The sequence below is a fragment of the Lentibacillus salinarum genome, from assembly GCF_042679865.1.
In the GTDB taxonomy this organism is placed as follows: Bacteria; Bacillota; Bacilli; order Bacillales; family Amphibacillaceae; genus Lentibacillus; species Lentibacillus salinarum.
Map to the genome: position 1 here is coordinate 20,989 of NZ_JBHTNH010000004.1, position 24,829 is coordinate 45,817.

Consider the following 24,829-nt stretch of genomic DNA (forward strand, 5'->3'; position numbering starts at 1 on the left):
GACTTCTGACCTCTGGCATCTAAAAAGACGCGTCAATGTTTTTTCTAAAAAAAGACGTATTCCCCCCACGTCTTTTACAGCAGTTTCTATTTATTTCTATGACGCCTCAAGAATTTAGATAGACGTATATCAATTCGTCCAAACGCTGGCTGGACTCGATGACTGCTGAGGCTGTCAACTCCTGTTCGCTACTCAGCTCCAGCATCTTATGACGGTAGTTTTCAATTTTTTGTAATAATAATGAATGTTCCTCCACAAAAAGTCCTCCGATTCTAGTATAATTGTAAATATGAAATACCCATTTAAATGGCTTGATAAACGTATTGAACGATTCGCTATATATCATTTTTTTTGAAACCTTTCCCGGTGTTAATTCGTATGGTTAATACCGCATGGTAAGCGGGGGTACTAAAATGGATTGGATGATCAGGGAGAAAGTTAAACAGGTTAAACGCGGGGATCAATCTGCATTCGCAGATGTGGTGACCTTTTATCAGCACAAAATATATCAGCATTGTTATCGGATGCTTGGCAATCGTCATGAGGCTGAAGATATCGGGCAGGAAACGTTTATCCGTGCCTATGTGAACATCCATTCCTTTGATGATAATCGGAAGTTCTCGACTTGGCTCTATCGGATTGCCACCAACCTGGTGATTGACCGGATTCGCAAACGGAAGCCGGACTACTATCTTGATGCGGAGATAAAAGGAACGGATGGCTTAACGATGTACTCTCAGTTGGCGGCCGATAATCGGCTCCCCGAAGAGGAAGTGGAAGGATGGGAGCTGCAGGATTATATTACCGAAAAGATTGCCGGACTACCGCCGAAGTACAGAAGCGTCATCATGTTACGATATTTAGAGGAGTTTTCACTAAAGGAAATCAGTGAGATTTTGGATATTCCGCTTGGTACGGTGAAGACACGAATTCATCGGGGACGCGAAGCTTTACGGAAAAAGCTTCGTCATGTGTAAAGGGGTGTGATCACATGGATTGCAGCACAGAAGCCATACAGCTAATGCATCAATATTTGGATGGTGACCTGGTAAAACAGGAGGAAGATAAACTGCGTGTTCACCTTGAGGAATGTGAAGCATGCCAAAAACATTTTCATGAACTGAAGCGTACGATTACACTCGTTCAAAGTACCGGGCAGATCGCTGCCCCTGATGACTTCGCGGACCATGTGATGAAGCGTTTGCCGGCTGAAAAGAAAAGCGTCAAATCGATGCGCTGGTTCAAGGCACATCCAATTCTGACATCAGCGGCGATTTTCTTTGTTTTCATATTCAGCGGGCTGGTTTCCGCCTGGCATCAGAGTGATGAACTGGTTGTTTCCAAACAGGAAAATCTGGAGATCCATGGTGATACGGTTATTGTGCCGGAGGGTGTGACGGTATCGGGTGATTTAGTCGTCAAAAATGGCAATTTGCGGATCGATGGAACGGTAGATGGCGATGTGCAGCTCGTTAATGGTGAATTAATCGGTGATGATAAGGCTGAGGGATCAGAGCTGATGGCTTCAGCCGGTGAAGTGAACGGTGAACTACATGAGGTCGACCGCGTGTTTGAGTGGCTCTGGTTTCATCTGAAGGACCTGGCCGGAAATATCTTCTTACTTGACGAATCCGGCTAACAGATATGGTCGCCGGCAGCAAAAACCCGGGCATATCGCTTTCGGGTTTTTGTCATTTAATAATAGGTGATGCTTTAAATAATAATATGCTATAATGGGAACGGTATTACGTATTAACGGTAGAGTCCATAAGCGCGGAAGGAAGTGTGAGCATGCTTGATGGGGGATTTGACCTTTTGGAATTATTGCGAATCGGCGTAGATATTGCTCTCGTCTGGTATGTTTTATATAAATTAATAATGCTCATCAGGGGTACGAAGGCTATCCAGCTGTTAAAAGGAATCGTTGTCGTGCTGCTGGTTTGGGCCGTCAGCATTTTGTTGGAATTACATACGATTCAGTATTTGACCAACCAGGTTATTAACTGGGGATTTGTGGTCATTATCATCTTATTCCAGCCTGAGCTGCGACGGGCGCTGGAACAGCTAGGACGCGGGAACCTGTTTTCAAGAGGGGCACGGTCTGAGGAAGAAATACTGGAACAAAAGATCGAAGCGATTACCCATTCATGTCAATACATGGCCAAACGTCGTATCGGTGCATTGATTTCCATTGAGCGTGAGACAGGCATCGGTGATTATGCCGAGACAGGCATCCCCATCAACGGGAAGCTGACCCATCAGCTGCTGACCAACATCTTTACGCCGAATACCCCGCTGCATGATGGGGCAGTCATTATCAAGGGTGAAGAAATTTTTGCAGCAGCTTGCTATCTGCCATTATCTGAAAGTCCGTTTATCTCCAAGGAACTGGGGACAAGGCATCGGGCAGCAATGGGGATAAGCGAAGTGACCGACGCGATTACCATCATCGTATCCGAAGAGACAGGAAGTATATCCGCTACGAAAAACGGCGAATTAAAACGTAACCTCGATCAGGAGGGATTGCGCGTTTATTTGCGTGAGACATTATCGCTGCCCATGAGAGCCTCTGAATCCAAGTCACGCCATCAGAGGGGGAGGAAATAATGGATAATTGGTTTAAAAGTCCATGGTTTGTCCGTGCTATTTCGTTGGCTTTTGCCGTTGCGCTGTATGTGTTTGTCCAGGTGGAAATTGATCAATACCAGAATGATTCGCGGCTTTTGCCGAATACGAGCGCTGATGCGCAGACGGTTGATGATGTGCCGGTTAACATTCGTATCGATGAAGAAAATTATGTCGTCAGTGGCGTACCAGAAGTTGCCAATGTGACACTTGAAGGACAAATAGGGACATTGACAGCGACAGCCCAGCAGCGGAACTTTGATGTCTATGTCGATCTGGAAAATCTAGAAGCAGGGACACATACGGTTGATATCCAGCATACCGGTATCCCGGATGACCTCAAAGTTTACATTGAACCGAAAACCATCGACGTAACGATTGAGGAACGCGCCTCAAAGGAATTCGGGGTTGCCGTTGACTATATTAATACCGACGAGCTCCCGGAAGGATTTGAAATCGGCGCATCACAGACAGAGCCTGGACAAGTCACGATTACCAGTTCAAAAGACATCATTGAGCAAATTGCCATTGTCAAGGTGTTTGTTGATGTGACCGATGTCACGGAATCCATCGACAGCCGTGAAGCGCCGGTCAATGTCTATGACGCCAGAGGCAATGAGCTGAACGTCCGGATTGAACCGGAAAACGTGAATGTATCGGTCGATATTGATAATCCAAGCAAAGACGTGCCGGTCAGTGTTCAGACAGCGGGCGAGTTGCCGAATGGCTATGAACTGTCCGCCATTGATGCCAATGTGGATGAAGTGGAAATTTTTGCAACCAATGAGATTCTGCAAGGTATTGAGGAGGTTTCGACAGAGGAAATTGATTTAGCTGATATCACGGAATCAGGGACACTTGATGTTGAACTCGCTTTGCCGGACGGGGCCAAACTGGCTGATGCGGAGACCGTTGAAGTGGCGTTTGAATTGGAACAAACGAGGACAATTGAGAACGTGCCGATTAACGTTGAGAACCTTGATGAAAACCAGACGATCACATTTGTCGAACCTGAAAACGAGGAAATGACTATAACCGCGACAGGAAGTCAAGGCACAATAGATGAGCTTGCAGCTGATGAATTCAATGTTTCGATTGATGCCGGGGGACTGGAAGATGGTGAGCATGATATTCCGGTTACCATTGAAGCCCCTGATGATATTGATGTGAGTGAAGCGATCGACGAGGCAGTTGTTGAGATTTCATCATGATGGTATGGAAGAAAAGGCACTATAAGGATATAAGGATGCCGTATAAGATAGAATGTTACCAGCTGATTCGGGAACAATGCGCTTATACATGTGGGCTTATCATAACGGATGAAAAACGCGTATTTTGCACAACCTCCATTAGTTGTTAAACGGATATAAAGGAGAGGTATCAAAATGGGAAAATATTTTGGAACAGATGGTGTCAGAGGGATTGCCAACACAGAACTGACAGCAGAGTTAGCATACAAATTAGGCCGGTTTGGCGGTTATGCTTTAACAAAAGGCACTGACAAGCCCAAAATCCTGATTGGACGAGACACACGCGTTTCAGGGTATATGCTGGAGGGAGCGCTCATAGCCGGACTGCTTTCAATTGGTGCCGAAGTGATGCGGCTGGGGGTTATCTCGACGCCGGGCGTTGCCTATTTGACAAGGGCGACGAAGGCAGAGGCAGCTGTCATGATCTCAGCGTCCCATAACCCTGTCGAGGATAACGGCATTAAGTTTTTCGGACCGGATGGCTTTAAACTGTCGGATGATGAGGAGAATAACATCGAACGACTGATGGAAGTTGATGATGAGCTGCCACGTCCAGTCGGTGCCGATATTGGCGTTGTCAATGACTATTTTGAGGGCGGACAAAAATATCTCTCCTTCCTGAAAGACTCCATTGATAATGACTTTGAGGACCTTAAAATTGCCCTGGACTGCGCACACGGCTCAACATCAAGTCTGGCGACACATCTGTTTGCGGACCTGGAGGCGGATATTGTTTCCATTGGTTCCTCCCCTGACGGCCTGAATATCAATGACGGCGTTGGCTCGACACAGCCGGAAGCACTGCAGGCGTTTGTAACGGAAAAAGAGGCTGATCTGGGCCTTGCTTTTGACGGTGACGGGGATCGTCTGATTGCCGTTGATGAGAAAGGGAATATCGTTGACGGCGACCAGATCATGTATATTTGCGGTAAATATATGAACCAAAAGGGTGTTTTACGGCAAAGTACAGTTGTTTCCACTGTCATGAGCAATCTCGGCTTTTATAAGGCGTTGGAAGAGAATGGCATGCGCAGTGATAAGACATCCGTTGGTGACCGTTACGTTATAGAGGAAATGCGCAAAGGTGGCTATAACCTGGGCGGTGAGCAATCCGGCCACATCATTTTCCTTGATCATAATACAACCGGTGATGGCATGCTGACAGCACTTCAGCTGGTGAATGTCGTGAAGGAAACCGGAAGGCCATTATCCGAGCTTGCCGGCGAAATGGACATTTATCCACAAGTACTGAAAAACGTGAAAGTCGTCGATAAGCATAAAGCCATGACGAATACGGAAATTTTGGAAGGCATCGACTGCGTCGAGCAGGAAATGGCCGGAGAAGGCCGTGTGCTCGTACGTCCGTCCGGTACTGAACCGCTCGTCCGGGTCATGGTGGAAGCACCAACGAAAGCGGATTGCGAAAGATATGCCGATCAGGTGGCTCAAGTTATTGACGACCTCCTCGGGATGCAGGGATAAAGTGAAACTTCATTCAGCGGGCGCTTTTCCCGCTGATATTAGGGAACAAAGGCTAAGTTCGCAACGTCCTCGAAAAAGAAAAGCACTTTTTCTTCGTGCGATGTATCGCTGTCGACGTTTTCCTTGTCGTGTTGCAACGCCTTTGTGACCTGCATCCTGCAGGCCCGAGCAGAATCGGACATTTACGGGCAGTTAAACCCCGTTCTCTCAGGGGTTTTACTGTCCGTTACATGCGGGAAAAAACACAGGCTGAACTGTCCTCCGTAATGGGGGCAGTTTTTTATAGAAAGAAGCGTGTTCACTATGGTTACCATTTTAATTGTTGACGACGACCCGCCAATTCGTGAACTGCTAAGATTTTATTTGCAGAAAGACGGGTACAAGACACTCGAGGCTGCTGATGGCCAAGAGGCTTTGGAACTGCTGGCGTCTCATCCCATAGAACTGGCGATTGTCGATATCATGATGCCGCATGTGGACGGTTATCAGCTTTGCACAGAAGTCCGGCGTGATTATGACATTCCGGTCATGATGGTCACAGCAAAAGGCGACATCACGGATAAAGCGAAAGGCTTCAGTGCCGGAACGGATGATTATATTGTCAAACCCTTCGAACCGAAAGAGGTTTTGTACCGGATTAGAGCGCTGCTGCGACGATTCAGCATGGCAAGTAAGGACATCATTCAGCTTGGCGATACGGTTATTAACCGAAAAAGTTACGAAGTCAGCACGAATGGTAAAACGGTTATCCTTCCACTAAAGGAGTTTGAACTGCTGGCTCAGCTGGCAAGTTTTCCTGATAGGATTTTCACCCGTGACGAACTGATTGAACTTGTTTGGGGCAATAATTTTGTCGGTTATGACCGTACGGTTGATGTCCACATTAAGCGGCTTCGTGAGCGATTTTCCGAAAGCAGCGATGATTTCCGGATACAGACCGTCCGAGGTAAAGGCTATAAACTGGAGGCCTCGAAACAGCGGCATGGAGGGACTGACTAATGCGAACACTTTATATGCGGATTATTGTCATTACCATGCTGATTATGATTTTAAGCGCGATCATAGCCTTTTTGGGAACCAACGTTTATTACCAGTATTATTTGAAGCCAAAAAATGATGAAAAAGTCACCAGCGTTGCCCATAATATTGTGACCATCTATGAAAACAATAATTCGCAGACTATCAGCGACTATCTGCAGGACATGGCAGCGTTAGGTTACACGTTCTATTTGGCTGACAATTCAGGCAATGCGCAGTTGTTTGGCGAACCATTCGACTCAACAGACATAGAGCCTGCAACAGTCGATCATGTTCTGGATGGCGATACTTATCACGGGATTGCAGAATACCCATGGAAGCCCTTTGTAACCGGTTTTTTTGACAATAAACTGCAGAATACGATTGGTGTCCCGGTTAATGCCAATGGTAAGCAATATGCGTTGTTTGTCCGGCAGAATACGGTGCAGCAATTTGGCGAAATGCGTCTATTTTTGGCTGTTATGCTGGGACTTCTGATCGTTTTCAGCTTTTTGCTGGTACTCACCAGCACACGCTTTATTGTTAAGCCGATCGACAAATTGACTGCGGCAACCAGGAAGATTTCTGCCGGAAATTATCATATTAAACTGAATGTCGGCCGCCGTGATGAAATTGGCAGGCTCGCCCGTGACTTCCAGCAGATGAGTGATAACCTGGCCCAGACGGAAGAGAAGAGGCAGGAATTTGTCTCGAATGTATCACATGAGATCCAGTCACCACTGTCGTCAATCCAGGGTTTTTCCCAGGCATTGCGAGAAGAAGAGATGACAGAAGATGAGCGCCGACGATATTTGTCGATTATTGAAAATGAAAGCAGACGACTGTCACAGCTCAGCCGCCAGCTTCTGACACTTTCGTCCCTTGACGATGATATGCAAGCGAATGAGATGACAGACATCAATCTGCAGCAGCAGCTGAGAGATGTCGTTGCAGCTTCTGAATGGCTTTGGCGTGACAAGGAAATCGCTGTCGAACTGGAGACAGTGCCTGAAAAAGTCTATGGCCATCCCAAGCTGCTGCATCAGGTCTGGACGAATTTATTGACGAATGCTATCAGGTATTCAACATCCAGTGGCACAGTGAAAATTCATGGTAAAACTGATAAAAACAGGGTCATCGTCACGGTGCAAGATAACGGGATCGGAATCAGAGAAGTCGATATCCCCCATTTGTTCGAACGTTTTTATAAGACGGATAAAGCACGGACCAGAACCGACAAGAGCACAGGCCTCGGATTATCAATCGTTAAAAAGATAATTGAACTGCATGACGGCAGCATTACAGTGGAAAGCACACCTGGTGAAGGGTCCAAATTTCATGTGATGCTCCCGAACGTGTAACCAATCGTTCATTCCCAGTTCATATTCAACCGTTAAACTAAGCATTGAATGGATGAAGGGAGTGAACGATTTCTATGTTTTTGGCGATAAGAGAATTGCTTCATGCCAAGCTCCGTTATAGTTTAATTGGTCTAATCATGATTTTAATAGCCGTGCTGATATTTATCATTTCCGGGCTCGCTAAAGGATTGTCCGCTGATAACGCATCGGCTATTCAACATCTTAATGCTGATAATCTAATGATAGAGTCAGGGGTGGAACAAGAGCTGACCAAATCATTTTTGCCTGAGTCGACTGTGGAAGAAGCAGCCCAAACAAAAGGGGTGAAGGACACGTCTCCATTGGTGATACGAATGTCATCCGCCTCAGTCGAAGGAACGGATCAAAACAGTGACGTCGCTTTATTTGGTACGGACTTACAGGGAACGTTAGTACCGGACGTGATACAAGGCGAAAGACCTGCTAATCCTGACGAGGTCATGGCCGATGACTCCTTAAAAAAAGATGGCATTGAGGTTGGAGACACAATTACATTCAGTGGTCATGATGCGGCATATACGGTATCAGGTTTTGTCGAAAACCAGCGATTCAGTCATGCTCCCGTTATTTATATGGATATGGCGGGGGACAAAATCAACGCTGTTGCGATTCAGACAGACGGCGAGATCGATGACAATTTTGCAGGCCATTTTGATGTCTTGTCGAAAAGTGACGTTCTGCAGGGAATCCCCAGTTATTCGCAGGAGCAGGCATCGCTTAACATGATGATTGTATTCCTGTTTGTAATTGCCGCTTTTGTCCTAGCTGTGTTTTTCTACGTTATCACCATGCAAAAGACGTCGCAGTTGGGTGTCCTGAGAGCATTAGGATCGCAAACAGCCTATATCATCAGCAGTCTCCTTGTTCAGGTGATTCTTATTTCAATTGTTTGTATTGCCATCGCTATTGGTGTGACGTATGGCATCAATCTGGTGCTGCCCGAGGACATGCCATTTGTCATGAGTACCGGAAATATGATTCAGGCATCCGCATTATTGCTGGCGGTGTCAGTGATTGGATCGCTGGTATCACTGTACCAGGTTGTCAAAGTCGATCCAGTCGAAGCAATCGAAGGAGGCGACTAATCATGACGTTGACGATGAAACGTGTATCAAAAATATTTAAAGACGGTCCAAATGAGTTTAAAGCACTTAACGATGTGTCACTTGAGGTGAACAGTGGTGAGTTCGTTGCAGTCATCGGTCCATCAGGCTCAGGAAAAAGCACATTTTTGTCAACAGCGGGTGCCCTGTTGTCGCCGACCGGTGGATCCATTGAAATAGACGGCCAACATGTTGCTGATCTCCCAGACAAACAGAAAACAAGGCTGCGTCTGGAGAAAATAGGATTCGTGTTTCAAACAGCCAACCTTATTCCTTATTTGAACGTAACCGATCAATTGCATGTCATAAATGTGATGGCGAAAAACAAGAAGCGCAAGGGCTATGAAGCGGATTTGCTGCAGCACTTTGGACTGGAACATCGCACAGGTAATTTTCCGAATGAACTGTCCGGCGGTGAACGCCAGCGGGTGGCCATTGCGCGCGCCTTAGTCAATGAACCCGACCTGATTTTGGCAGATGAGCCGACAGCTAGTCTCGATTCCCAGCGAGGCCGGGAAGTGGTTGAGCTGATTGCTGCAGAAATTCATGAGCGTGGCAAGGCTGGTATCATGGTGACTCATGATGAGCGCGTGCTTGATGTGTGTGACCGTGTGTTAATGATAAAAGACGGCCAGTTGGTGGAAACGGAAACGATTCGTTAAAAAAATAATTGCCCCCCTCTCTGCACGCGTTATAAATGGCGTTTATAATTCAATAATTCAAATAACAGGCCATATACAGCTACGCTAACCTCCATCTTACTACTATAATCGAACTGAGAATAAAAAAAGGGGTGTCCCCAAATAAATTTTTTCAGGATGCCCCTTTTCCGCTTTTCGTTTCGATTATAGAAGTAGGATGCACTATTTAGCCAGTTTTTTCTCGCATGCCTCGATCGCAGTTTCGGTAGAATGAATCAGCTCACTGTTGCGATGGTCTTTTCTGAGTTCCAGCGCTTTTTGAAAGTAATCCAGTGCTTCACGGTACTTTTCCTGATCAAACAGGTTTTTGCCTTGATGCTGATAAGCAAAATCCTTGTATTGCGTGTAGTCGGGATCATTTTCGGCTGCTTCCACCAGTTCATAGAACATCTGATTTGATGTGTCAAAGTCGTTATGCCATTGATATGTATTGGCCAGACGCAGCTGATTGACAAACACGCTCTGCTTTCTATCCAGTTCACGGAAACTGTCAATGGCCATGTTAAGATGCTGCTTGCTTTCTTCCAGCTCACCGACAATGCGCAAATAGGTTCCGAGCAGTCCATGCAATTTGCCTTTTTCATGTTTGTCCAGTGCTGTATCATTCAGCTGCTTTTGCAGATACATCATACCGTAAAGCATGTCCATTTTATTTAAAGGTATTTCCCGGAGATTCGGGCCAAATTTAAACGTCATATCATGGGGGATATCTGAAATGTTCATAAGAGTACTCCTTATTTTTTTAAAGTGTTGATTAAAATCATTATAACCTTTCAAGCCCTTGAAAATAAAGGAATTGGAAAAAATATATACCATCAGTTCAATTTATATACATCACTATTTTCGCATGTAATGTATATGGGGTGATTCGCCATGGAAGATGAAAAAAAGGTCAGAAAACAAATTTATCTTAATCCTGAGCAGAATAGGCAAGTGAAACAAATATCCGCACGAAATAGCATGACGGAAGCGGAAATTATTAGAGAAGCTGTTGATCACTATCTGGCAAATAACCAAATGAAGCAAAAAGATCCGTTGTTGGAACTGGTTGGAATGGTAAAGAAAGGTGAAAAAATGGATCCACGAAGCATGATCAGGATATTTATTTAGCTGAAAAAGGAGATACACATGAAGAGAAGTAAATTATTTATCGACACTGGGGCATGGATTGCTCTTATCGTGAAGACTGATCAGTTCCAAAACATGGCACGCTCTTATTTGGAAAGTCTGGATTTATCCATTAAACGTCTTTCTTCCAGTTACGTCATCGCGGAAACTTATACATGGCTGTGATATCGCGAGGGATTCAATGCTGCAGACAATTTTCTTGATGTCATTAATCAATCCAAAGCAAGCGGTATGTTGGATATCATTGTTGGTGAAAGAGATACACTTGAAATATCAGAACAGTTGCTGAGAGACTTTTCAGATCAGTGTTTATCCTATGTTGATGCAGTTAGTATAGCAATTATGAAAAAGGAACGCATTAGCAAAGTATTTGGGTTTGATCATCATTTTTACGTAATGGGTTTTGAGGTGGTTCCCTGACGAATGTCATATCATGCGGGATATCTGAAATGTTTACTTACATTTTTATCTTAATTATACTACAAAACGTTAATCTGTTGTGTGTTCCCGAATCATATGAACGATGGCATCAAAATCATACTTATGCAACACAGTATCGACAACAAAATCCTCAGCCTCTTTGGGGTCCATTAGAAATCTAAGTCCATTGTACTTTAGAAACTGTACCATAGAGGTAAATGCTGTTCGCTTGTTCGCACTGTGAAAGGCATGATTAAGTGCCAGGGATTGAAACAGGGCTGCTGCTTTTTCGAAAATTGAAGGATAGGCATCCTCGCAGAATGCGGATTGCTTAGGTCTGTTTATGGCCGAATCCAACAGGCTGGCATCTTTAACCCCAGCTGTTTCATCTTTACTGTATCGGTTGATCAGATAAATATTAATGCTTATGACTTCTTTTGCAGTAAGGTATCGTATGCCAGCCATTATCTGTCTTTTAACCCTTTTAGCGTTTTGTCATAATAATCGGCCGTACTTTCCAATACCTTAAAAAAGTCTTCACTGACGCCTTGGGGCAGCTCAATTTTTGGTTGTTTTTTTGTAATGCGGATTTCATGATCAATAACCTCAATTGATAATGTATCACCTTTTTCAGCACCTATCTTTTTTAAAGCATCCGTCATGTTTGCGCCAAGGCTGTTACCCGTTTTTATTACTTTTCGTTCCATATCTTTTACCATCTCCATAAGTTTTCCTCCTTTAAAGTATATGCATTTTGCTAAAATATATGCATTCACTCGTAAATATGCATTTACATTATAACACAGGTTACTGATAAAAGGAACAAAAATTAAGTATTAGCATATACATAACAATACCACCCTTCTCACAAAGTGATTGACCAAGAAGTCTTGTCCCGGTAAAATGTAGAAAGCCCTGTTTTAAAAAGGATGGGTTGATTCAAAGACAGAAAGGAGAGCAGCGAAAAGAAGTACGAAAAGCGCCTGGACTATTTTCCGGACGGTTATGAAAATAGTTGACGAGGTGGGGGTTATCGAAATTGATCGGCGGGTACCTCCCGGCTGCACATCTCGGTCGTAATACTTTTTCCGAAAACAGTGAGGCGACTTGCTGCACAGAAGATTAAGTGAAGATGCACATAACAATCACGAGAAAGGGGCAACAAGATGCCCCTAGCAGAGGTCAGTGGTCAGAGGCCGGAAGTCAGCATGAAATCGGCTAATTCGCCGATTTCCACAAATCTGACCTCTGACATCTGGCATCCGGAAAGACGAGGCGGATGCCTGAGTTTTTCCTATAGGTCGCTTGTTGCCCCTTGATCAAGGAGGAAACAGCGATGTGTGGAATAGTAGGCTATATTGGCTATCATGATACAAAAGATATTTTATTGAACGGACTGGAAAAACTGGAGTACCGTGGTTATGATTCGGCAGGGATTGCGCTGCTGCGTGATGAAGATATTGCATTGTTTAAAGTGAAAGGACGGATCGCCGCATTGCGCCAGCGTGTTGATGAGACTGCTGTGTCGACAATGGGTATTGGTCATACACGCTGGGCAACACATGGGGAACCGAGTGCTGATAATGCACATCCGCACCAAAGTGCATCCGGTCGTTTTGCGCTTGTTCATAATGGGGTCATCGAAAATTATCAGGATTTGAAAAGGGATTACCTGGATGGTGTCGATTTTGGTAGCGAAACGGATACGGAAGTTATTGTTCAGCTTATGGCGAAAAACATCGAAAACTATCAGGACACAGCCGAGGCGTTCCGTCAGACGGTAAGCCTCTTGCAAGGGTCGTATGCGATCGCTTTAATCGATAAAGAAGAACATGACACGATTTATGTAGCCAAAAATAAAAGCCCATTACTCGTTGGCCTGGGTGACGGCTTTAACGTTATCGCCAGCGATGCCATGGCAACATTGAAAGAGACGGATCAGTACCTGGAGATTTACGATCGGGAAGTTGTTCTGGTCAACCGTCATTTTGTTGAGGTTCAGAAATTGGATGGTACTGTTGTCAATCGGCAACCATTTACAGCACAAATCGATGTCAGTGATATGGAAAAAGGGACTTATCCGCATTTTATGCTGAAAGAAATCGATGAACAGCCTTTTGTGATGCGCCGGATCATCCAGGAATACCAGGATACGGATAACAACCTGAAATTGGATGACGCTATCCGCAACGCAATGACAGCGTGTGACCGCATCTATATTATTGCGGCTGGCACCAGCTACCATGCCGGCCTTGTCGGTAAACAGTTCCTGGAAAAGATGGCCGGCATACCGGTGGAAGTCCATGTGGCCAGTGAATTTTCCTATAACATGCCGCTATTGTCGGAGAAACCGCTATTTGTGTTCATTTCCCAAAGCGGTGAAACAGCCGACAGCCGTTCCGTTTTAGTTAAAATCAAAGAAATGGGATACCCGGCCTTGACGATTACGAATGTACCGGGATCCACCCTTTCTCGTGAAGCAGATTTCACACTAAATCTGTATGCAGGCCCAGAAATTGCCGTTGCGTCGACGAAAGCCTATACGGCACAGATTGCTGTCTTGGCCATTCTGGCGGTCGATACAGCACGGGCAAAAGATCTGGAATTGGCCTTTGATCCGTTGCAGGAGTTGGCCATTGTTGCAAATGCCATGGAAGCCCTGACTGATCAGAAGGAAACTATTGAAGAACTTGTCCGCAACAATCTAGGCACAACCCGCAATGCCTTCTTCATCGGTCGCGGCAGTGACTATTTTGTTTGCCTGGAGGGGGCATTAAAGTTGAAAGAAATCTCCTACATTCAGGCAGAAGGCTTTGCCGGCGGTGAACTGAAACATGGCACGATTGCGTTGATTGAAGAAGGCACACCAGTCATTGCACTGGCAACACAGGAAAACGTCAACTATTCCATTCGTAGTAACGTACAGGAAGTTGTTGCACGCGGCGCGAATGACCTGATCTTCAGCATGAAAGGACTGGAGCAGGATACAGATGCTTTTGTCGTTCCACATGTGCATGAACTCTTGACGCCGCTTGTCAGTGTTGTGCCGATGCAATTACTTGCCTACTATGCAGCATTAAATCGTGACTGTGATGTTGATAAACCGCGGAATTTGGCAAAGAGTGTGACGGTGGAATAACGGATTTGGCATTTAAATATAGTTGTTGATTTAAAATAAAGTCGCGACGTTTGCAAAAAGATGTACAGAAATTTGCTACACTTGTGTTTTAAACTAAAGTGCATTTGTAGAAAGATAATGAACAAAAACATCCAGTATATTTAGATTTAGCGAAGAGCCCATTGTAAGGGTTCTTCTTTTTTGGATTTTAAGGAAAAATAGCACATGTCGATGTATCAAATTATGATATATTCATTAAAAGAGGATGAAGATGAGGGTATTGTGACTTTTTTCATCTTCTGGATGGTCACATGTTGCCTCAGAAGCGGATATTCATTTATTTCGGGCACATCCTGGTGCAAAACCGATTTATACGGACCGTGACACAACAGTTGAAAAGTATTGGAATTCAAGTCGGTTCATGAAAAAATTAGCAATTCCGTTTGTTTTACTAACAGCACTCGTGAGGGTTGCAGCAATGATAAGCTCTGGTACCTTAAACTCGTTACTTATTGTAGCAGCTGTTATTCTCAGTGTAATTGCCATCCCAACAGCTTGGACTGTAATCGCAACATACATGGAAGGTAGAAGGAAGAAGAAGAGGATTAGTCAATCTAGTGAAAACGATACCATTCCTTCTCTTATTAATTGCTGTTATTATTTTGTTACTTGTCGGTGGTACAGGCACTACAGTTAACATCTTAACATCTCTGATGATTGGAGCGATCGCACTTCCAACTGCTATTTAGGTCATCATGTCCCTTTATCATAAAATCGGGGAGAAAAGAGAATAGAATAGGAGTTGTGAAGATTAAGCTTTAGACGTTGTTATTGAGCTAAAGAGTCTTTAGTGAAATAAGAAAAGATCAAACTTCATTTTAAAGCTACAAGCATTAAATGCCAAATCAAACATGTTCATCATAAAAAATATAGTCAGGCTGATGTTGTGGACCTATCATAATATCAGCCTTTTCTAGGTTATGGACGTAAGATGATAGGTCTGTTCCAGACAGGCCTTACTGTCACCTCCTTGACAGTTCATCCAGGTGTCATATTTGTGACGACAACGGCATATTGATCCATCGGCCTTATTTGGATCGTTAGTCCTATTTCTTTAACCCGTTCCAGTTCAAACGGTTATCGTATACAATAGGGTTTGGATTCCGACATAGCGGGGAATGGAGATTTAGTGTTATTTACCATAAAATTAGGTCTTAACAAATTCACAAAACGGGTGTACAATAGTGTTTGATTTAAAATGGGACCATCCTTAAAATGGCTATCATTGCTTAATGACAGGCGGAATGGCATAGCAAAAAAGCCGCTATGAAGACGTTAAGCAATTTAAAAATTGGGGTGACTAAAAGTGGAAAAGCTTAAAAAATTGAAATCCGCCAAAATGGGATTCTTCGCGCTGGCTTTAATCCTGTTTTGGATGAAGACGTATATCATATATATAACAGAATTTAATTTAGGCGTCAGTAATTTACTGCAGCACTTTTTGCTGTTTATCAACCCGTTGAGTTCGGGGCTGATATTTCTAGGCTTCGCGCTATTTTTTAAAGGCAAGCGATTCGGCATCTGGTTGCTGATTATTGACACATTGTTAACCCTGTTTATGTATGCCAATGTTGTTTTTTATCGTTTCTATGATGATTTTATCACAATCCAGACATTGATGCAGACGGACAATGCCGGCAGTATCGGCAAAAGCTTTCTGGGACTGGCTGCATGGCATGATATCCTTTATGCTTTGGATCTCATCGTCCTGGCTATATTGTTTACCAAACGGAAAGTACATTGGTCCCCGGCACGCCTGAGCTTCAAAAAGCCTTTTGCGGTGCTGGCTTCCGGTGTCATTGTGTTTGCGGTCAATTTAGGTTTGGCGGAGATAGATCGTCCGCAACTGCTGGAGCGGGTCTTTGACAATAATTATATTGTGAAATATCTCGGTGCGCCTAACTTTGCTGTGTTCAATACGGTTCAATCCGTTAAGGCTAGTGCTAAACGCTCGATGGCCTCAAGTGAGGATATAACAGAAGTGGAAAACTACACCGACATGAAGTATGCTGAGCCGAATGCCGAGTATTTTGGGAAAGCAGAAGGTAAGAACATTATCAAGATTCACCTAGAGTCGTTTCAGTCATTTCTGATTGATTTTGAATTGAACGGGGAAGAAGTGACACCTTTCCTGAATTCACTCGTTCATGATCAGAGCCAGGATTTCACGTATTTTGATAATTTCTTCCATCAGACGGAACAAGGCAAGACAGCTGACGCGGAACTCCTGCTGGATAATTCCCTGTACGGATTACCGCAGGGCGCTGCATTTGTCACAAAGGGCACGAACACGTATCAGGCGTTGCCGGCCATTCTGGATCAGGAGCAGGACTACACAAGTGCGGTGTTGCACGGGGATGACAAGTCATTCTGGAATCGGAACCAGATTTACAAACGCTTTGGCGTCGATAAGTTTTATGATTCCAGCTACTATGATATGAGTGACGAAAAAGTCATCAACTACGGCTTGAAGGATAAGCCATTCTTTGAGCAATCCATGCCGATGCTTGAGGATTTGGAAGATCAGGATGAGCCGTTTTACGCCCACATGATGACGTTGACGCACCACTATCCGTTTATTTTGGATGAAGGTGAGGAATCAATTGAGGGCGCCGAAACCGGTGATGGAACGGTAGACCGTTATTTCCAGACCGCCCGTTACCTGGATGAGTCACTTAAGCAGTTTTTCGGAGACCTGAAGGAAAAAGGATTGTATGAGGATTCGGTCATTATGATTTACGGTGACCACTATGGTATCTCGGAAAATCACAACCGGGCCATGAGTGAAATCCTTGATGAGGAAATCACACCATTGAAAAATGCCAATTTACAGCGGGTACCGTATATGATCCGTGTTCCGGGTGTTGAAGGCCAGGGTATCAATCATGAATTTTCCAGTCAGGCAGATGTTATGCCGACAATGCTGCATCTATTGGGGATTGATGCCAAAGATTATATCCAATTCGGCACGGACATTTTTTCCGATGAGCATAAGGATTTTGTGCCATTCCGGAATGGCAGCTTCATGACAAAGGACTACAGCTATGTGCAGGATGTCTTTTATGATAACGAGTCGGGAGAAGTCATCGAAGAACCAACTGACGACATGAAAGAATTGCGGGACCAGGTCCACTATGAACTGAGTCTGAATGATGAAGTGCTGAATGGTGATCTGCTGCGATTCTATGAACCTAGTGACGACTGGGAGCCCGTTGATCCTCATGACTATCAGTACGGAAAGTCCTCCGATGATGATGACGAAGAGAACAATGACGACGACGATGCAAATAATGAGGATAATTTGTCGTAACAATAAAACCCCGCTTTCCTAATGAGGAGGCGGGGTTTTTATATTGGTGACATAGGGAGCAGTCCAGTCAACGGCTGTTATTTTGTGAATGTCACGCTAACGTCCCCGATGCCTGTGTATATCGCCTGGTATGTCCATAGCGACGATTCTATGGTGAGACACTCGTTTCCTGATTGCTGCTCAATGGCCAGAAGCGTTGGAAGGTTGACAGAAGATAAAGGAAGAATTGGTGACTTGTACTCATAACGGCCATTTCCCGATTCTCTTTAAGACAACTTTTTAAATATTTTTTTGCGGTAAAATGGAAATCTCGGATTACGATGCAGCTTACGATTTTTGACAAGATCATCGAATTGTTTGCTCTTCTTGGCCTCATCTTTGTATTCCTCACCGGTTGCATATGTCATTAAATCATTGGACGCCACATCTTTGCCGTTTTGTTGGTCAGTGTCTTCTTCTGGAACAAAGCCGGCATTCTTTAAAAGCTTGTATGCCTGATTCAGTTCCGGTGACAGCCCTGGTAGTTCATCCCGTACGTTCAGTTTTTTCCCTTTTCCAGGCAGATTGTCAAAATCACCGTTCTCGATCGCTTCTTTGATTTTATCCTCGACGATCAGGTACATAAGAACACCCCCTTTAGGGTCCTTCTCTCATTATAACAAAAAAATGGTCATTTTTACTTGATGCTCCGTGGAAAACTTTTAAAAAGCCGCATTTCAGTAAGAAATACAGCCTTCATGCCTTTTACGAATTATGATTGATCTGTTCGATTTCCTTTTCAGCCATCACTTGATTGGCAGCTTCCAATTCTTTATGCTCATCAACCGAATCGCCGGCATAGTTATCTTCTTCTTTAAATGGATGATTGGCATCAAGCCCATCCGTCACGCTTAATTCACCATTCATATTTGCCTGTGTTCGCTTTTTAAATGTCTTTTTGCCTTGTTTGGTCATGTGGATCACCTCATGCTATAGCATTTGACACCACTCGGTTATTATTCTTACCCTTGTAATACGATGTACATCGTATTACAATAACAAAAAGAGGTGATATCTAAATGGACCGTGAAATCATGAAAGGCAGTATTGACATTTTATTGCTCAATTTGCTTAATGGAAACGATATGTATGGCTATGAAATGGTCAAAGTGCTGAAAGATAAAAGTGAGCAGCTATATAACATGGGGGAAGGGACGCTTTATCCAGCGCTTAAACGGATGGAGAAAAAGGGATGGCTCCACTCGTATTGGCACGAAACAGATTATGGACGGCGCAAGTATTATCGGATCACTGATGACGGCCAAGCTGAATTGGCACGAAAACTGGATGAATGGAACAGTGTCCATCATCTCATTACCAAAACATCAGGGGATTTGTCATGACAAAAATTGAAAAACAAGTCGAAAAGATTTTGGAACAAATGCAAAGTCCTGATGGTGAACGCGAAGAAATACGGTCGGAACTTCTCGGTCATTTGGAAGAAGCCAAGCGTCAGTACATCGGAGAGGGCTTGACGGAAAAACGGGCTGAAGAGCGGGCGATGGCTGAATTTGGCGCCCCGAGTATGATAGGCCATCAGCTGCAGGAATCGATGTATCCGTTTCAGCGTGGACTATTATATGTGATTGGTATCGGGACGATTTTATTTGGCGTTATCTTTTATTTGAATTTAACATTTTTTCTTAACGAACCGACCCCCGTCTGGCTAGCTGTTCAACTTTTATCAGGTAGCGCGGTAACACTAGCTGCGATCAATATTTCATTTGTTGGGCGTTATTTTTATGTGCTCAATTTAGTGTTGCTTGTTAATGTTATCTGGAATGGGATAAGCTTTACATTAGCGTGGGGCATGTCAGCATGGCAGGCGATCTTTTTCGGAATTTATTTGGTCATTCTAATTGCTTTTGGGGCTATCGCAGTCATTCGGAATTCCTATTATTCGAGCGACCAGACTGAAGGCAAACAGCAAAAGCGCGGACTGGTCCTGTTCAGTTATGTGGTGAATTTGCTGTTTGGTGTGGCTGTTGCTGGTGTGAGTCTATTCTTCTTATGGGGATTACTTGCCTTTTCTGAGGCTCGAATAGAGTTTCTTTTAACGCTGGCGCCTATTATTATTTGGCTGATCACGTATAAATTTCAAATGACGTTTATTGCGAAGAAACCCGTTGTATCACTCGTGACAGGTCTCGGTTTTTCTGTGATGTCGTTTTTATTACCCTATATCATGCTTCTTTTGTTCATGGGGAGGTTTTAGGATATGTCATTAAAAATGAAAAATGTCAGCTTTATCACGGGGATGGTTCTACTATTTATAACCTTGTGGGGAGTAGGAACATTTGCTGATGCGCCGAATGGTTTTTCCGGCTTTGGCCAATCAATTGACATTTCCCCGGATGACCGTGAACTCGTCTTTTCGTATTATCATGACGATGATGCGGCATTGTATACGGTCCCTGTCAGTGGGGGTAAGGCTGAAAGTTTGGCAAAACCGGATGAAGGCAAGTCATACCTCCACCCAACTTTCTCTCCGGATGGCGAGAAAATTGCTTTTGTCGAGCAATGGGAGGAAGAAGGAGATGACGAAGAACGGCGCTACAGTCAGTTGCGTATGGTTGGCCGCTCCGATCAGTCGGTGGAGACCCTAATGAATACACGCGACTATGTCACAGAGGCGGTATTTTCCCCTGATGGTGAGTCACTGTACTTTTTGAAAGCTGATGTGTATCAAAATTATTCGCCAATTGCTTCCGAGCGGCCGCATGAGGTTGATGTTTTCCGTATGGATCTAGAGACGAAAGAGACCGAACAGATAACGTCCAAAAACGCGTATAGCATGTCATCACTCGATGTGGCACAGGACGGCAATCGGCTCTTGTACAGAACATACGATGATCAAGATCAGCTCGTGTTGCGCGGGCTTGATGATGGCCGTGAGGAAACCATTGTGCCTGTCGGTGATTTCGCTTCGAATGCACCCGTGATTTCGTCACCGACATTCTCACCGGATGGAGCGTATATCGTGTTTTCCGATGTTGCGACAAAAGATGAAAATGGCACATTCATTTACGAGGGCTTCCGAATGGATTTGGACTCAAAGCAGGCCGAACAGCTGACGTCCTTTCATGAACACGTCACAAGTCCCGTCTTTTTTCATAACCAGGAAATGTTGATGGTTACCGTTGATAAAAATTTTTCCGGGTCTGACCCTGATTATAGCTATTGGCAAATCAGTACAGATGGGGAAGGACGGAACCGGGTGGTTATCGAGATGCCAGAAGAAAGTGAAACATCGTAAAAAAGTGACCGATCCATCATCCGGGATATCGAATTTCCTAGAATTCAATCCCGTAAATGAATGCCTCCAGTTCAATTAGCTGTATTATTCAGGCTTTTTGTGTAAAATATCATTATAGAGGTTGTTCAAAAAGTCCGGTAAAAATGACACGTCGAATTTCTTCGTTGGCTTGTTTCTCCGCTGCTCATGTATCTAAAGGCATACACTCTGCTGCTCGAAACGGCACCGCCTCGAACTTCTCGGTCCTTTTTATCCTCCTTTTTGAACACGCACTTATAGGAATTGAAACATGTGATCATTTAAATCGCTTATAGGTGGTAGTTTTGAGGGGGCAATAATAGTGAAAATCATTGGCATCGCCGGGTCTGTTGTCGGCTCAAAAACACGGGTTGCCGTCGAACAGATTTTAAATAAACTAAATGACAATCAGGAAATTGAAACGGAATTAATTGACTTGAGTGATTATGAGCTTGTTTTCAGTGACGGCCGGGATTACAGGGATTACACCGGTGATACGAAAGCCATCCTGGAAAAAATTATGTCAGCGGATGCTTATATTATCGGGACGCCGATTTTTCAGGCATCTATTCCGGGCGCATTGAAAAACCTGTTTGATCTGCTGCCCAACGAGGCATTCAGAGATAAGGTTGTTGGCATTGCGGCAACGGCAGGGTCTTCCAAACATTACTTAGTGCCGGAACATCAGCTAAAGCCTGTCTTGTCCTATATGAAAGCAGTCATTTTGCCGAAATATGTATTTGTGGAAGAAAAACATTATTACCAGAAAGAAATCGTCGATGATGATGCCATATTCAGGCTGAACCAGCTTGCGGATGATCTGGTGCACGGGGTTAACGTGTTCAGCGAGATCCAAAAGGCGAAAGACTCGGCATTTCCGTTTTAAAAAATATCCTGTACCAATGAGACGCAGAATGATGACTCAAAGTAACAGTGGATTCAATTACTCTGAGTCATCCTTTTTTATCTACTGTTTTAGCTCGTTAAGTTCGTCAATACTCTCCTGGACAAGTGTAACAGCTTGGCTCATGCTTGCTCCGCCTCCGAAAGCTGCACTTACACCAACCGACTCAAAAATTTCTTCCTCTGAACAACCTTGATCCAGACATCCCTTTGTATGATAAATGATACAATATTCGTCTTGTGAATAGAGGCTTATTCCTAATGCAATCAACTGTTTGTCTTTCTTGGATAACGCACCTTCTTTAAAACATTCCTGTGTAAAGGCATTATAATGTTCAGCCAGTTCTGGCATTTTGTCGGTAAAAGAACCCAATCCATGTTTATAATGAAGAAGGGCGGCTTCTGTTGAATTTCTGGCTTCACTTTCCATGCATTATTCAGCTCCTTTGCAATTTTTTCAATCAAGGTTAGTATGTGCCAGCCAGTACAGTTTATGTTTAGGATAAGTAGAGTAAATTATTACTTTTAATAAGCCAATTATGTTTTATAAGCAAATAGATTGATTATGGCTATTGTTTGATGATAATATAACCTTGCTTTAAAGTAATGAATTCAGTTAAATTGAATTCAAAACAACCAGGGATGACAGGAGGAAGATAAACGTGTTAAAGATAGGTATTATTTCAGGAAGTGTACGCGAAGGACGCAATGCTGAAGCTGTTACCAATTGGATTCATGATTTTGCAGTCAAACGCGATGATGACGTTACATACGAAGTCGTTGATCTGGCAGAATATCCTCTGCCGCTGCTGGGTGCATCTTTACCTAAGGTACAGCAGCAGGAAGCGGAAGCAACCATTAAAGCCTGGTCAGAAAAAATGGCGTCATTTGACGGCTATATAATCGTGGCGCCGGAATATAATCATGCGGTAGGCGGCGCACTTAAGAATGCACTGGATCATTTGAAGCCGGAAGTTGCCAATAAAGCAGCCGGGCTTGTGGGCTACGGCAGTCTTGGTGGTACACGAGCTCACGAAAACCTGCGCCTGATCTTTGGAGAACTTCAAGTTGCAGATGTCCAGACGGCTGTTACATTTTCACTGATGACTGACTTTGAAAACTTCAGCGTGTTTAAGCCTGCCGATTATCATGCAGATAACACAAATAAAATGCTCGATCAGGTGATTGCCTGGAGTGGGGCACTGAAACACGTGCGGGAAGATGTTGAAGCCGTCACAAATTAATCAAGCGGGGGATGTATTGTGTATACATCTCCCGTTTTTTTATTGCTTAGGAAACTATAAAATTTGGTCCTTGTGGATAACTATTATGGTAAAATGGCATCAACAAATATGGGAGAGGTCAAAGTTGAGAAAAGGTTCAGGCGTTATTAAACAAATTCTAAAAGATCATTTTGCTGGTTTTTGGGAATTTCATTCTGATCGTTTTCCTAAAGCCTATCGCAGTCATATAAAGGAAACGGTGGAGAAAACGGTGCGTTGCGGGACTAGTGATTTAGGTTTCGCTCGTTATGAATNTTTTGCTGGTTTTTGGGAATTTCATTCTGATCGTTTTCCTAAAGCCTATCGCAGTCATATAAAGGAAACGGTGGAGAAAACGGTGCGTTGCGGGACTAGTGATTTAGGTTTCGCTCGTTATGAATGTTTAGGGTGTGAAGGAGATTCTTCCCCGAAATTTGTTTATTTCACGTGTAAAAGTAGGCTTTGTCACCGTTGTGGAAAGAAGTACACAGATGATTGGTCGGACAAGCAGCAGGATATGATTTTTGATGTTACGCATCGTCACATGGTATTTACCATTCCAGAAGAGTTAAGAAAAGTTTTCTACTATGACCGAAAAAAACTCAATGAGCTAAGTAAACAAGTTGCTGAAGTTTTCCAATTTCATAACTATCAAAAAAGCAAAAAGAGAGGGTTCCGTTCAGGTATTATTACAGTTATTCACACATTTGGCAGGGATCTAAAGTTCAACCCCCATATCCATGCATTAGTGACTGAAGGTGCGCTGGATAATCAAAATGAATGGGTCAACAATGGGTATATTCCATATGATTACCTAAGAAAATCATGGCAGAAGGTTGTGTTGGATTTACTGAAAAAGTGGTTCCCTTCAAATCAGACCGTTACTGAACTCATCAATGATTTGTATAAAAGATATCCAAAAGGTTTTTATGTGAATGCAGAGAAGAAAATAACGAATGCCAAAGGGGTTGCCAAATACATTGGCAGGTATTTAGCTCGTCCTGCGATTGCGGAATACCGCATTGAAGATTATGACGGAGAAAAAGTTCACTACTGGTATGAAGACCATAGAACCGGAAAACGAATTGATAAAAGGATTCCTGTATATCGATTCATCTTTGAAATCTTACAGCACATACCCCCTAAACACTTTCGTATGGTGGGACGTTTTGGATTGTACAGTAGAAGATCGCATCGTAAAGCCCAACAGATTTTAAGTTTATATTCATTTATGAGAACCAAACAAATATCTTTTCTTCTAGAGAAGAAGCGAAAAAAGAAAACGTACCGCCAACGGATGATAGAAGCATTTGAAAAAGATCCATTGGCATGTCCCTGTTGCCATAGAGAGATGGAACTCGTAGGTATATGGCATGCTGACTATGGATGGATCTATCATTACATGGAAGAAATCGAAATGGCTAGAAGGAGGAGATACGGAATTGGCAAACCAAAGAAAACAGGATAAATCCTGGGCAGAAATAGATAAGTGGTTGGAAGAGGACCCTTTTGGATTGGATGAAGAAGTAGAAATCATTCTTTTCAAATGTTTAGACTGTAATGGAACCGATGAAGTACCGGAGTATATCATCGGTGAATTTAGTCTGGATAAAAAGAGAGGGGAAGAAGTGGAACTTCATTGCCCTCACTGCAATGGTACTATGATTAGAGCGAGAAACATCCCAAGTGATTAATCCTCACTTGGGACGTGATTTAGTCGCGTCAGCGATTTTGTTC

Annotated in this window: 28 protein-coding genes; 21 read left to right on the forward strand and 7 right to left on the reverse strand. The window is 43.7% G+C overall.

The genetic code is table 11. The features are described from left to right. Window positions 1-106: 106 nt before the first annotated feature. Window positions 107-256, reverse strand: a complete 150-nt coding sequence (locus tag ACFQ4A_RS04535) for an aspartyl-phosphate phosphatase Spo0E family protein (RefSeq protein WP_382398017.1) — start codon at window positions 254-256, stop codon at window positions 107-109. 157 nt (window positions 257-413) lie between these two features. Between ACFQ4A_RS04535 and sigW the strand changes: the two genes are divergently transcribed. From sigW to ACFQ4A_RS04580, 9 genes are all read left to right on the forward strand, one after another. Continuing rightward, window positions 414-977, forward strand: a complete 564-nt coding sequence (sigW, locus tag ACFQ4A_RS04540) for an RNA polymerase sigma factor SigW (RefSeq protein WP_382398019.1) — start codon at window positions 414-416, stop codon at window positions 975-977. A 14-nt stretch (window positions 978-991) separates the two neighbouring features. Next, window positions 992-1,639, forward strand: a complete 648-nt coding sequence (locus ACFQ4A_RS04545) for a zf-HC2 domain-containing protein (protein ID WP_382398021.1) — start codon at window positions 992-994, stop codon at window positions 1,637-1,639. Between the two features lie 152 nt (window positions 1,640-1,791). Continuing rightward, window positions 1,792-2,607 carry a diadenylate cyclase CdaA gene (gene cdaA / locus ACFQ4A_RS04550; protein WP_382398023.1) on the forward strand — a complete coding sequence of 272 codons (816 nt, stop codon included), beginning with the start codon at window positions 1,792-1,794 and terminating at the stop codon, window positions 2,605-2,607. Further along, complete coding sequence (locus ACFQ4A_RS04555) at window positions 2,607-3,836, forward strand: CdaR family protein (RefSeq protein ID WP_382398025.1); 1,230 nt, start codon at window positions 2,607-2,609, stop codon at window positions 3,834-3,836. Before cdaA ends, ACFQ4A_RS04555 begins: the two co-directional genes overlap by 1 nt. A 174-nt stretch (window positions 3,837-4,010) precedes the next feature. Next, entirely contained in the window at window positions 4,011-5,357 is a 1,347-nt protein-coding gene (gene glmM / locus ACFQ4A_RS04560; protein WP_382398027.1) for a phosphoglucosamine mutase, read from the forward strand. A gap of 303 nt (window positions 5,358-5,660) precedes the next feature. Continuing rightward, the gene (locus ACFQ4A_RS04565; RefSeq protein WP_382398029.1) at window positions 5,661-6,356 is read left to right on the forward strand and encodes a response regulator transcription factor; all 696 of its coding nucleotides are present in this window, start codon (window positions 5,661-5,663) and stop codon (window positions 6,354-6,356) included. Beyond that, window positions 6,356-7,735: a sensor histidine kinase gene (locus ACFQ4A_RS04570; protein WP_382398031.1), complete on the forward strand. Its 1,380-nt coding sequence runs from the start codon at window positions 6,356-6,358 to the stop codon at window positions 7,733-7,735. Before ACFQ4A_RS04565 ends, ACFQ4A_RS04570 begins: the two co-directional genes overlap by 1 nt. 74 nt (window positions 7,736-7,809) lie before the next feature. Beyond that, entirely contained in the window at window positions 7,810-8,859 is a 1,050-nt protein-coding gene (locus ACFQ4A_RS04575) for an ABC transporter permease (protein ID WP_382398033.1), read from the forward strand. 2 nt (window positions 8,860-8,861) lie between these two features. Then, entirely contained in the window at window positions 8,862-9,539 is a 678-nt protein-coding gene (locus tag ACFQ4A_RS04580) for an ABC transporter ATP-binding protein (RefSeq protein ID WP_382398035.1), read from the forward strand. A gap of 201 nt (window positions 9,540-9,740) precedes the next feature. Here ACFQ4A_RS04580 and ACFQ4A_RS04585 read toward each other — a convergent pair whose 3' ends face one another. Next, complete coding sequence (locus ACFQ4A_RS04585) at window positions 9,741-10,301, reverse strand: tetratricopeptide repeat protein (RefSeq protein WP_382398037.1); 561 nt, start codon at window positions 10,299-10,301, stop codon at window positions 9,741-9,743. A 150-nt stretch (window positions 10,302-10,451) separates the two neighbouring features. Here ACFQ4A_RS04585 and ACFQ4A_RS04590 point away from each other — a divergent pair, with 150 nt between their 5' ends. The 3 genes from ACFQ4A_RS04590 (at window position 10,452) to ACFQ4A_RS04600 (ending at window position 11,126) form a co-directional block, all read left to right on the forward strand. Beyond that, on the forward strand, window positions 10,452-10,688 hold the full coding sequence (locus tag ACFQ4A_RS04590) for a ribbon-helix-helix domain-containing protein (protein WP_382398039.1): 237 nt from the start codon (window positions 10,452-10,454) through the stop codon (window positions 10,686-10,688). An 18-nt stretch (window positions 10,689-10,706) separates the two neighbouring features. Beyond that, window positions 10,707-10,871, forward strand: coding sequence for a hypothetical protein (locus ACFQ4A_RS04595; RefSeq protein WP_382398044.1), 165 nt, complete (start codon window positions 10,707-10,709; stop codon window positions 10,869-10,871). Between the two features lie 69 nt (window positions 10,872-10,940). After that, a complete protein-coding gene (locus ACFQ4A_RS04600; RefSeq protein ID WP_382398046.1) occupies window positions 10,941-11,126 on the forward strand; it encodes a hypothetical protein in 186 nt (61 codons plus the stop codon). 69 nt (window positions 11,127-11,195) lie between these two features. Here ACFQ4A_RS04600 and ACFQ4A_RS04605 read toward each other — a convergent pair whose 3' ends face one another. Both ACFQ4A_RS04605 and ACFQ4A_RS04610 read right to left on the reverse strand, forming a co-directional pair. Next, window positions 11,196-11,591, reverse strand: coding sequence for a type II toxin-antitoxin system death-on-curing family toxin (locus ACFQ4A_RS04605; RefSeq protein WP_382398048.1), 396 nt, complete (start codon window positions 11,589-11,591; stop codon window positions 11,196-11,198). Next, window positions 11,591-11,851, reverse strand: coding sequence for an AbrB/MazE/SpoVT family DNA-binding domain-containing protein (locus ACFQ4A_RS04610; RefSeq protein WP_382398050.1), 261 nt, complete (start codon window positions 11,849-11,851; stop codon window positions 11,591-11,593). The genes ACFQ4A_RS04605 and ACFQ4A_RS04610 overlap by 1 nt, the downstream gene beginning before the upstream one ends. Before the next feature lie 611 nt (window positions 11,852-12,462). Between ACFQ4A_RS04610 and glmS the strand changes: the two genes are divergently transcribed. Both glmS and ACFQ4A_RS04620 read left to right on the forward strand, forming a co-directional pair. Beyond that, window positions 12,463-14,265 carry a glutamine--fructose-6-phosphate transaminase (isomerizing) gene (gene glmS, locus ACFQ4A_RS04615; protein WP_382398052.1) on the forward strand — a complete coding sequence of 601 codons (1,803 nt, stop codon included), beginning with the start codon at window positions 12,463-12,465 and terminating at the stop codon, window positions 14,263-14,265. A gap of 1,378 nt (window positions 14,266-15,643) precedes the next feature. Next, window positions 15,644-17,614 carry an LTA synthase family protein gene (locus ACFQ4A_RS04620; protein ID WP_382398075.1) on the forward strand — a complete coding sequence of 657 codons (1,971 nt, stop codon included), beginning with the start codon at window positions 15,644-15,646 and terminating at the stop codon, window positions 17,612-17,614. Window positions 17,615-17,880: 266 nt separating this feature from the next. Here ACFQ4A_RS04620 and ACFQ4A_RS04625 read toward each other — a convergent pair whose 3' ends face one another. After that, entirely contained in the window at window positions 17,881-18,237 is a 357-nt protein-coding gene (locus ACFQ4A_RS04625; protein WP_382398054.1) for a DnaJ family domain-containing protein, read from the reverse strand. A 121-nt stretch (window positions 18,238-18,358) separates the two neighbouring features. After that, window positions 18,359-18,568, reverse strand: coding sequence for a hypothetical protein (locus ACFQ4A_RS04630; RefSeq protein ID WP_382398056.1), 210 nt, complete (start codon window positions 18,566-18,568; stop codon window positions 18,359-18,361). Window positions 18,569-18,672: 104 nt separating this feature from the next. Here ACFQ4A_RS04630 and ACFQ4A_RS04635 point away from each other — a divergent pair, with 104 nt between their 5' ends. From ACFQ4A_RS04635 to ACFQ4A_RS04650, 4 genes are all read left to right on the forward strand, one after another. Then, on the forward strand, window positions 18,673-18,996 hold the full coding sequence (locus ACFQ4A_RS04635) for a PadR family transcriptional regulator (protein ID WP_382398058.1): 324 nt from the start codon (window positions 18,673-18,675) through the stop codon (window positions 18,994-18,996). Further along, window positions 18,993-19,868, forward strand: coding sequence for a permease prefix domain 1-containing protein (locus ACFQ4A_RS04640; protein ID WP_382398060.1), 876 nt, complete (start codon window positions 18,993-18,995; stop codon window positions 19,866-19,868). Before ACFQ4A_RS04635 ends, ACFQ4A_RS04640 begins: the two co-directional genes overlap by 4 nt. A 3-nt stretch (window positions 19,869-19,871) precedes the next feature. Then, complete coding sequence (locus ACFQ4A_RS04645; protein WP_382398062.1) at window positions 19,872-20,909, forward strand: TolB family protein; 1,038 nt, start codon at window positions 19,872-19,874, stop codon at window positions 20,907-20,909. Between the two features lie 340 nt (window positions 20,910-21,249). After that, the gene (locus ACFQ4A_RS04650) at window positions 21,250-21,813 is read left to right on the forward strand and encodes an NADPH-dependent FMN reductase (RefSeq protein WP_382398064.1); all 564 of its coding nucleotides are present in this window, start codon (window positions 21,250-21,252) and stop codon (window positions 21,811-21,813) included. Between the two features lie 81 nt (window positions 21,814-21,894). On the opposite strand, the gene ACFQ4A_RS04655 is transcribed toward ACFQ4A_RS04650, so the two are convergent. Further along, a complete protein-coding gene (locus ACFQ4A_RS04655; RefSeq protein ID WP_382398066.1) occupies window positions 21,895-22,260 on the reverse strand; it encodes a carboxymuconolactone decarboxylase family protein in 366 nt (121 codons plus the stop codon). A gap of 232 nt (window positions 22,261-22,492) precedes the next feature. On the opposite strand from ACFQ4A_RS04655, the gene ACFQ4A_RS04660 reads away from it, so the two are divergent. From ACFQ4A_RS04660 to ACFQ4A_RS04670, 3 genes are all read left to right on the forward strand, one after another. Next, on the forward strand, window positions 22,493-23,074 hold the full coding sequence (locus ACFQ4A_RS04660) for an NADPH-dependent FMN reductase (protein ID WP_382398068.1): 582 nt from the start codon (window positions 22,493-22,495) through the stop codon (window positions 23,072-23,074). Between the two features lie 85 nt (window positions 23,075-23,159). Further along, window positions 23,160-24,560, forward strand: a complete 1,401-nt coding sequence (locus tag ACFQ4A_RS04665; protein ID WP_449280304.1) for an IS91 family transposase — start codon at window positions 23,160-23,162, stop codon at window positions 24,558-24,560. After that, window positions 24,535-24,786: a hypothetical protein gene (locus ACFQ4A_RS04670; protein ID WP_382398072.1), complete on the forward strand. Its 252-nt coding sequence runs from the start codon at window positions 24,535-24,537 to the stop codon at window positions 24,784-24,786. The genes ACFQ4A_RS04665 and ACFQ4A_RS04670 overlap by 26 nt, the downstream gene beginning before the upstream one ends. Window positions 24,787-24,829 lie beyond the last annotated feature (43 nt).